The sequence below is a fragment of the Micromonospora sp. CNZ286 genome, from assembly GCF_014207755.1.
Genome location: NZ_JACHIZ010000001.1, coordinates 4,016,842 through 4,027,371, shown reverse-complemented (window position 1 = coordinate 4,027,371; position 10,530 = coordinate 4,016,842). Strand labels below are relative to the sequence as shown.

Genomic DNA, 10,530 nt, shown 5'->3' with positions numbered 1-10,530 from the left:
AAATGGTGTCGTACGACCGTTGTCGGCGGTCGTGACACGCCGGGCCGGGCGGGTCCGCGCACTCGCCCGGCCGCACCCCGCGAGGGCGGTGCGCCGCACCGCTCGCAGGGCGGGTCGGCCCAGCCTGCGCCCCCGCCACCTAGGGGCACCCGTAGGGGCACGCTAGGGGTTGTGACCGCCGTCCGGCGACAATTACCTTTCGTCCGGCGCGTAAGACCTGGTGGGGGGCTGAAACGCCATTTTGTCTGGCAATTCGTGGTCGGCTGAATGGGTTTGGATCTTCGCGGCTTGTGGCGTCCGTGGACGGTATTGGGTCGCTGTTTCTCTCCGACCCGAAGAGGTGGCGTCAATGGCGACTGAAGATACGCTCCGGGAGTACCTGAAATGGGTGACGGCGGACCTTCACCAGACCCGGAGGAAGCTCGGCGAGCTTGAGGCGGCCAGCCGCGAGCCGATCGCCATCGTCGGCATGGCCTGCCGATTCCCGGGCGGGGTGGGCTCGCCCGAGGAGCTGTGGGAACTCGTCGAGTCCCGCCGCGACGCCTACTCCGCGTTCCCCGCCGACCGCGGCTGGGACCTGGCGCGGCTGTTCCACCCGGACCCCGACCATCCCGGCACGTCGTACGTCGCCGAGGGCGGCTTCGTCGACTCCGCTACCGAGTTCGACGCCGCGTTCTTCGGCATCTCGCCGCGCGAGGCGCTGGCCATGGACCCCCAGCAGCGGCTGCTGCTGGAGACCTCGTGGGAGGCGTTCGAGCACGCCGGCATCGACCCCTCGACGCTGCGAGGCCACCAGGTCGGGGTGTTCGCCAGCACCACCGGCCAGGACTACGTGGGGCTGCTTCAGCAGCCGCCACCCGGCACCGAGGGCTACATCCTCACCGGCACCGCGGCCAGCGTCGTGTCCGGCCGGATCTCGTACGCGCTCGGCATCGAGGGGCCCGCCGTCACCGTCGACACCGCCTGCTCGTCGTCGCTGGTCGCGCTGCACCTGGCCTGCCAGGCGCTGCGGCAGGGCGAGTGCACCCTGGCGCTGGCCGGCGGCGCCACCGTCATGTCCACCCCGTCCGCGTTCATCGGCTTCAGCCGCCAGCGCGGCCTGGCCCTGGACGGCCGGGTCAAGTCGTTCGCCGCCGCCGCCGACGGCACCGCCTGGGGCGAGGGGGCCGGCCTGCTGCTCGTCGAGCGGCTCTCCGACGCCCGCCGCAACGGCCACCCCGTGCTCGCGGTCGTACGCGGCAGCGCCGTCAACTCCGACGGCGCGAGCAACGGCCTGACCGCCCCCAACGGCCCGTCCCAGCAGCGGGTAGTGCTCCAGGCGCTGGCCAGCGCCCGGCTCGCGCCCGAGCAGGTCGACGTCGTGGAGGCGCACGGCACCGGCACCACCCTCGGCGACCCGATCGAGGCGCAGGCGCTGCTGTCGACGTACGGGCAGGGCCGGCCGGCCGACCAACCGCTCTGGCTCGGCTCGGTCAAGTCGAACATCGGCCACACCCAGGCCGCCGCCGGCGTGGCCGGCGTGATCAAGATGGTGATGGCGTTGCGGCACGACACCGTGCCCGCCACCCTGCACGTCGACGAGCCCACCCCCAACGTGGACTGGACGGCCGGCGCGGTCGCGCTGGCCACCGAGCCGCGGCCGTGGCCCGCCGGGGATCGGCCCCGCCGCGCCGGCATCTCCTCCTTCGGCATGAGCGGCACCAACGCCCACGTGATCATCGAGGAGGCACCCGCCGCCGATCCGGCCCCGGCGGACGCCCCGGACGGCTCCGCCCCCGCGACCGACCCGGTCACGGCGCCCGGCACCGCCCCGGTCGACGGGGCCGGCCTCGTGCCGGTGCTGGTCTCCGCCCGCGACGCCGGATCCCTGACCGCGCAGGCCACCCGCTGGGCCGACTGGCTCGACGACCGCCCCGGGCTGCGGCTGACCGACGTCGGCTGGTCGTCGGCGAGCACCCGGGCCGGCCTGGAGCACCGCGCCGTGCTGCTCGCCACCGACCGCACCGACCTGGCCGCCGCCCTGCGCGCGCTGGCCACCGGCGGCGACGCCCCGGGCCTGGTCACCGGCGCAGGTCCGCGCGGCGGCAAGCTCGCGTTCCTCTTCTCCGGCCAGGGCGCGCAGCGCAGCGGCATGGGCCGCGAGCTGGCCGCCGCGTTCCCCGTCTTCGACCGGGCACTGGCCGAGGTCTGCGCCGAGCTGGACCGGCACCTGCCCCGCCCGCTCGCCCCGGTGCTCTTCGCGCCCGAGGGCGACGAGGCGGCCGGGCTGCTCAACCAGACCCTCTACACCCAGGCCGGTCTGTTCGCCGTCGAGGCCGCGCTGTTCCGGCTCCTGGAGAGCTGGGGGGTCGTCCCGGACGTGCTGCTCGGCCACTCGATCGGCGAGCTCTCCGCCGCGCACGCGGCCGGCGTGCTGTCGCTGCCCGACGCCGCCACGTTGGTGGCCGCCCGGGGCCGGCTGATGCAGGCCCTGCCGGCCGGCGGCGCGATGCTGGCCGTCCAGCTCCCCGCCGACGCCGTCCGGTCCGCTCTGGCCGACGTCGAGGACCGGGTCGCCGTGGCCGCCGTCAACGGGCCCACCGCCGTCGTCGTCTCCGGCGCCGCCGACGCCGTCGAGGAACTCGAACGCCGCTGGGCCGACCAGGGCGTACGCACCAGGCCGCTGCGGGTCAGCCACGCCTTCCACAGCCCGCTGATGGAACCGATGCTCGCCGAGTTCGCCGCCGTGGTGCGCCGGCTGGAGCTGCACCCGCCGGCGCTGCCGATCGTGTCGAACCTGACCGGCGCCGTCGCCGACCCCGACGAGATCCGCACCGCCGAGTACTGGGTGCGGCACGTGCGGGAGGCGGTCCGCTTCGCCGACGGCGTCGAGCAGCTACGCGCCCTGGGCGTGCGTACGTTCCTGGAGGTCGGCCCCAGCGGAGTGCTCACCGCGCTGACCCGCGACGTCCTGGCCGACGACGAGACCTCCGCCGTGGCGCTGCTGCGCCGCGACCGCCCCGAGTCCACGTCGGCGCTCACCGCCCTCGCCGAGCTGCACGTCGGCGGGGTGGAGGTCGCCTGGACGAGGCTGTACGCGGGAGCCGACACCGCGCGGGTGCCGCTGCCCGGGTACGCCTTCCGCCGCCGGCGCTTCTGGCCCGAGCCGCCGCCCGCCGGCCCCGGCACCGCGTCCTCCGACGGCGACGACGAGTTCTGGACCGCCCTGGAGCAGGCGGACGTCGACACGCTGCGCGGCGAGCTGGGCGACGACGAGCAGGTACGGGCGCTGCTGCCGGCCCTGCCCGCGCTGTCCTCCTGGCGCCGGTCCCGGCGGGAACGCTCCCTCGTGGACGGGTGGTCGTACCAGGTGAGCTGGCAGCCCGTGCCGGTCGAGGACGGCGACGCCCCGGCGGGCCGCTGGCTGGTTGTGCTGCCCGCCGAGGACGCGCCGGCGTGGGCCGACGGCCTGGCCGGGCTCTTCGGCGACGCCGAGCCGCTGGTGCTGCGCGTCGGCGCCGCGGACCTGGACCGCGCGGCGCTCGCCGCCCGGCTCCGGATGCTGACCGGCGACCGCGGTGTCGACGGCGTGCTCGCCGTCGTCGCCGGCCAGGACCGGCTGCTGCCCGAGCACCCCGGCGTGACCCTCGCCGCCGCCGGCACCCTCGCCCTCGTCCAGGCGATGACCGACCTGGACCTGGTGGCGCCGCTGTGGTGCGTCACCAGCGGCGCGGTGGCGGCGGCCCCGGGCGACCGGGTCGCGCACCCGCTGCAGACCGAGGTCTGGGGCCTCGGCCGCGCGGCGGCCGTCGAGCAACCGCACCGCTGGGGCGGCCTGGTCGACGTGCCGGCCACCGTCGACGCCGCCATCACCCGGCGGCTCGCCGCCGTGCTGGCCGGCCACGGCGGCGAGGACCAGGTGGCCGTGCGCCCCGGCGGAACCTGGGCCCGGAGGCTCACGCCGGCCCCGCCGACGACCGACGAGAACCCCGCCGGCGACTGGTGGTCCGGCGCCGTCCTGGTCACCGGCGGCACCGGCGCCCTCGGCGGCCACGTCACCCGCTGGCTGCTCGACCGCGGCGCCGGGCGGGTGGTCCTGGCCAGCCGCCGGGGCGCCGCCGCCCCCGCCGTGGCGGACCTGCTCGACCGGTACGGCGCCGACGGGCGGGTCACCGCCGCCACCTGCGACGTCACCGACCGGCGGTCCGTGGCGGACCTGGTCGGCTCGCTGCCCGACCTGACGGCGGTCGTGCACGCCGCCGGCACCGACCAGCTCACCCCGATCATCGACACCACCCTCGACGAGTTCTCCCACGTCGTCGCGGGCAAGGTGCTCGGCGCCCTGCACCTCGACGCCTGCCTCGCCGAGCGCGACCTCGCCGCGTTCGTCATGTTCTCCTCCATCTCCGGCGTGTGGGGCAGCGCCGGGCAGTGCGCGTACGGCGCCGGCAACTCGCTGCTGGACGCCCTGGCCGTGAACCGGCGCGACCGGGGCCTGCCGGCCACCGCCGTGTCCTGGACGGCCTGGGGCGGCGCGCACGGCATGGCCGCCGAGAACGTCGCCACCGAGCAGCTCAACCGGATGGGCCTGCCGCCCGTCGACCCGGAGAAGGCGCTCGTCGCCCTCGACCGGGCGCTGCGCCGGCCCACGCCCTGCGTGACCGTCGCCGACGTCGACTGGAGCCGGTTCCACCCCGCGTTCACAGTGGCCCGGCCCAGCCCGTTCCTCGGCGACCTGCCGCAGGTGCGGGCGCTCGTCGCCGAGGAGGAAGCCGCCACGGAGGCGGACGGGGTCGCCGCGCCACTGCGCCACCTCGCGGCGCTCCCGGCCGCGGAGCAGGAGCGGGAGCTGCTGCGCCTGGTCAACGAGCAGACCGCGGCGGTGCTGGGCCACGCCACCCCTGACGAGCTGCGCGGCCGCCCGTTCAAGGACCTCGGCTTCGACTCCCTGACCGCCGTGGACTTCCGGGGACGGCTGAACGCGGCCACCGGCCTGCGGCTGCCCACCACACTGGTCTTCGACTACCCGACCCCCGCCGAGCTGGCCGCGCACCTGCGCGAGCTGGTCTCCGGCGCCGCCCCGGCCGCCGCCCCGCAGACCGTCGTCGTCGATGCCGACGAGCCCGTCGCGATCGTCGGCATGGCCTGCCGCTACCCCGGCGGCGTCGACGGGCCGGAGGCGTTCTGGCGGCTCGTCGCCGACGGCGTGGACGCCATCTCGCCGTTCCCCACCGACCGGGGCTGGGAGATACCCGAGCCGGCCGAGGGGACGCACCCGCCGGCGGGCGGCTTCCTCCACGACGTGGCGGACTTCGACCCCGCCTTCTTCGAGATCTCGCCCCGCGAGGCCCTCGCCATGGACCCGCAGCAGCGGCTCACCCTGGAGACGTCCTGGGAGGCACTGGAGCGGGCCGGGGTGGACCCCGCGTCGCTGCGCGGCAGCCGTACGGGCGTCTTCGTGGGCGCTTCCACCTCCGGCTACGGCACGGGCCTGACCGAGGTCCCCGAGGGCGTCGAGGGCTACCTGATGACGGGCGCCGCGCACAGCGTCATCTCCGGCCGGGTCGCGTACGCCCTCGGGCTGGAGGGCCCCGCCGTCACCGTCGACACCGCCTGCTCCTCGTCGCTGGTGGCGCTGCACCTCGCCGGGGCGGCGCTGCGGCGCGGCGAGTGCGACCTGGCGCTGGCCGGCGGCGTGGCCGTGATGGCCACCCCGACGGCGTTCCAGGAGTTCTCCCGCCAGGGCGGCCTCGCCTCCGACGGGCGGTGCAAGTCCTTCGCCGCGACGGCGGACGGCACCGGCTGGTCCGAGGGCGTCGGCATGCTGCTCGTGCAGCGGCTCTCCGACGCCCGGCGGCAGGGCCGCCGCGTCCTCGCCGTCGTCCGCGGCTCCGCCGTCAACTCCGACGGCGCGTCGAACGGCCTGACCGCCCCCAACGGCCCCTCCCAGCAGCGGGTGATCCGGCAGGCGCTGGCCGGCGCCGGGCTGGCGGTCACCGACGTGGACGTCGTCGAGGCGCACGGCACCGGCACCGTCCTCGGTGACCCGATCGAGGCGCAGGCGCTGCTGGCGACGTACGGGCAGGACCGGGGCGACGCCGGCCCGCTGCTGCTGGGCTCGGTCAAGTCGAACATGGGCCACGCGCAGGCCGCCGCCGGTGTGGCCGGCGTGATCAAGGTGGTGCTGGCGATGCGGGAGGGGACCGTACCGGCGACGCTGCACGTGGACGAGCCGTCGCCGCACATCGACTGGTCGGCCGGCGACGTGGAACTGGTGACCCGGTCCCGGCCGTGGCCGGCCGTCGACCGGCCCCGCCGCGCGGCGGTCTCCTCGTTCGGCATCTCCGGCACGAACGCCCACGTGGTCGTCGAGCTGCCCACCGACGCGCCCGCCGACGCGCCCGCCGACGCCGAGCCGGTCGACGCACCGATGCCGCCCGCAGCCGCTGCGGAGGGGGAACGCGCCGCCGGGCTGCTCACCGCCGACGTGGTGGCCTGGCCCGTCTCGGCCCGCTCCACCTCGGCCCTGGCCGCGCAGGCGTCCCGGCTGGCCCGGCACCTTCGCGCGCACCCCGGCCTCGCCCCGGCGGCGGTCGGCTGGTCGCTCGCCGCGACCCGCTCGGCGTTCGACCGGCGCGCCGCCGTGCTCGGCGCGACCCCCGGCGAGCTGCTGGCCGGCCTGGACGCGCTCGCCGCCGGCACCCCGGCCGGCAACGTCGTGACCGGCACCGTCGCCAACCACGGCGCGGGCCCGGTGTTCGTCTTCCCGGGCGCCACCCCGGCGGGGGCGGTGGCCGCACTGGTGGGCCGCTGCCCGGTCTTCGACGACACCCTCGCCGAGTGCCGGCAGGCCCTCGCGCCCTGGGTCGACGTCGATCCGGCCGCCCTGCTCACCGGCGCGGACGCCTCCTGGGGCGAGCGGCCGGAGCTGGCCCGGCCCGTGCTGTTCGCCGTCGGGGTGGCGCTCGCCGCCGTCTGGCGGCACGCCGGCGTCACCCCCGCCGCTGTCGTCGGCACCGGCGACGGCGAGGTCGTGGCCGCGTACGTGGCGGGCCTGCTGTCCCTGCCCGACGCCGCCCGCACGGTGGCGTTGCGGGCCCGCGCCGCCGCCGGCCACCTGGACCCCGACGGCCTCCGTGCCGCCCTCGCGGGGCTCGCCCCGCAGCCGGGGACCGCCCGGCTGGCCTCCACGTTCACCGGCGACTGGGCCGATTCGGCCCGCCTCGGTGTCGACCACTGGGCCGACCTGACCGGCCTTGGTGTCGACCGGGCGGGCCCCGGTGCCGACCCGGCCGGCCTCGGAGCGGCGCCGACCGCCTCCGGCGCCGACCGCCCGGCCGATATCGCCGGGGGACCGGAGCGGCTCGACGCCGCCCTGCGCGCCGCCGTCGCGGCCGGACACGTGACATTCGTGGAGGTCTCGCCGGAGCCGGCGCTGACCGACCGGGTCGCCGCCGTCCTCGACGCGACCGGCGTCACCGGCCACGTCCTGGAGACCCTCGCCGGGTCGGACGACGCCGCCACCCGGCTGCTGACCGGCCTCGCCACCGCGCACACTCTCGGCCTGGCGGTGGACCACCGCCGGCTGCTGCCCGAGGCCGAGCCCGTCGACCTGCCCACGTACGCCTTCGACCGGAACCGCTTCTGGCTGGAGCGCACCGGCGCGCACCGCTCGGTCCTGCCCGCCGTGGGCCTCGACGTGGTCGACCACCCGCTGCTCAGCGCGGTGGCCGACCTGCCCGGCGACGAGGGCCTGCTGTTCACCGGCCGGATCACCCTCGCCACCCACCCCTGGCTGGCCGACCACGCCGTGCTGGGCACGGTGCTGCTGCCCGGGACGGCGCTTGTGGAGCTGGCGTCCTGGACCGGCCGGCAGGCCGGCGCGGCGACCGTCGCCGAGCTGAACCTGGAGGCGCCGCTGGCGATCCCCACCGAGGGAGGAATCGACCTGCGGGTCCGCGTCGGCCCGCCGGACGAGACCGGGCACCGGCCCGTCGCCGTCCACACCCGGCGCGACGACGACACCGGACCCGACGGTTCCCGGGCCTGGCAGCGGCACGCCTCCGGCCAGCTCGCCGACACCGTCGACCCGGACCCCGTGCCGGCCGCCGTGTGGCCGCCCGCCGACGCCGAGCCGATCGCCCTCGACGGGCTCTACGCCCGGCTCGCCGCCCAGGGCTACCACTACGGCCCCACCTTCCGGGCGCTGCGCGCCGCCTGGCGCTCGGGCCGGGACATCCTCGCCGAGGTCGCCCTGGACGCCGACGCGTCCACCGACACCACGGCCTTCTCCGTGCACCCGGCCCTGATGGACGCGGCGCTGCACGCCATCGGCGCCAGCGCCACGGACGGCGCCACCGACGCCACGGCCGGCGACCCCGCCGGTGGCGCGTCGGGCACCGAGGGCGGCCCCGACATCCGCCCGGGCCTGCCGTTCACCTGGTCGGGCGTGACCATCCGACCCACCCGCGCCCGCGAACTGCGGATCCGGCTGCGCGCCACCGACGCCGGCTCCGTGGCCCTGACCGTGACCGACACGGGCGCGACCCCGGTCGCCTCCGTCGACGGTCTGGTCCTGCGGCCCATCTCCGGCGAGCAGCTCAGCGCCGCCCGCCGCTCGGCCAGCCGGTCCCTGCACCGCCTCGACTGGGTCGCCCCCGCCACCGGCCGCGCCGACGGCACGTCCCGGCTCGTCGCCCTCGGCGACGACTGGCCCGGCGCCGACCGGCACCCGGACCTGTCGACGCTCGTCGCCGACGTACGCGCTGGTGCCGCCGCACCCGACGCGGTGGTGGTGACCTGCGCCGGAACCGCCGCCGGCGAGCCACACCCGGCCGCCCAGGCGCACCGGGTCGCCCACCGGATGCTCGCGCTGGCCCAGCAGTGGCTCGCCGAGGAGTCCCTCACCGCCGCCCGGCTGGTGGTGGTCACCTGCGGCGCGGTCCGGGTCGACCCGGACGAGCGGATCGCCGACGTGCCGGCCGCCACCGCCTGGGGCCTGCTGCGCTCGGCCCAGTCGGAGAACCCCGACCGGATCGTGCTCCTCGACGTCGACGACGACGCCCCGGCCGCCGCGCTGCTGCCGGCCGCTCTCGCCACGGGCGAACCCCAGCTCGCCGTACGTGCCGGGCAGCTCCGGGTGCCCCGGCTGACCCGGCTCGGCCCGCCCCCGGCCGACGCGCCGGGCCCCGACCTGGCCGCCGGCACCGTCCTGGTGACCGGGGCGACCGGTCTGCTCGGGCGGCTCGTGGCACGGCGGCTCGTCACCCGCCACGACGTACGGCACCTGCTGCTGGTCAGCCGCAGCGGGGCGGACGCACCGGGCGTCGCCGCGCTGGTCGACGACCTGGCCGGGCTGGGTGCCACCGCCCGGGTGGCCGCCTGCGACGTCACCGACCGCGATGCGCTCGCCCTGCTGGTCGATGAGCTCCCCGCCGACCAGCCGCTGACCGGCGTGGTGCACGCCGCCGGGGTACTCGACGACGGCGTCCTGCCCGCGCTCACCCCGGAGCGCTTCGACGCCGTGCTGCGTCCCAAGGTCGACGCGGCGTGGCACCTGCACGAGCTGACCGAGAAGCTGGACCTGGCCGCGTTCGTGCTCTTCTCCTCGGCGGCCGGCCTGTTCGGCGGCCCCGGGCAGGCCAACCATGCGGCGGCGAACTGTTTCCTCGACGCCCTCGCCCAGCACCGGCGCGACCGGGGACTCCCGGCGCTCTCGCTGGCCTGGGGCCCGTGGGTCAACGACACCGGCGACGGACGGACCGGGCACGTCGACGAGGCCCGGATGAACCGGGGCGGCTTCGTGCCGCTCGGCGCCGAGGAGGGCATGGACCTGTTCAGCGAGGCCCTGCGCTTCGCCGAGCCGGTGGTCGTACCGGTCAACCTGGACCTCGCGTTGATCGGCCGGCACGGACCGGCGGCGGTCCCGCCCGTGCTGCGGTCGCTGGTGCGGCCGGCGACGACCGGCGCGGTACGGGCCGCCGAACGCGATCCGGCCGAGGCGCTGCGGGAGACCCTCGCCGCCACGGCGGAGGCCGACCGCGACCAGGTGCTCTCCGATCTGGTCCGCACCCACGCCGCCGCGGTCCTCGGCTACGCGTCGATCCGCTCGATCGACGCCGAGCGCGGCTTCGTCGAGCTGGGCTTCGACTCGCTGACCGCCGTCGAGTTCCGCAACCGGCTCAACGCCGCCACCGGGCTGCGGCTGCCGTCCACGCTGATCTACGACCGGCCGACCACGGCCGCGCTGGTCGAGTACCTGCGGGGCGCGCTGCTGGCGGAGCGGAGCACCTCCGCGCTGACGGTGCTCGGCGAGCTGAACAAGCTGGAGCACGCCATGCGGGCGGTGGCCTCTGCCGACACCGACCGGGCCGCCGTCGGCGCCCGGCTGCGTGAACTGCTCTCCCTGTGGACCTACACCGAGTCCGGTGCGGACTCCGCCGCCGACGAGGGCGCCAGCCTCGAGTCGGCCTCCGCCGAGGAGATCTTCAGCCTGCTGGACGAAGAGTTCGGCTCGGCCTGATCCGGCATGTCGCACACCTCGAACCCCGA

The 10,530-nt window shown here is 76.9% G+C and carries 1 protein-coding gene; it reads left to right on the top strand.

Annotated features, from left to right (window positions below; genetic code table 11):
- The first annotated feature begins 349 nt into the window (after positions 1 to 349).
- Positions 350 to 10,501 (top strand): type I polyketide synthase, encoded by a 10,152-nt coding sequence (locus tag FHX31_RS17870; protein ID WP_184976817.1) that lies wholly within the window; start codon positions 350 to 352, stop codon positions 10,499 to 10,501.
- The last annotated feature ends 29 nt before the right edge of the window (positions 10,502 to 10,530 follow it).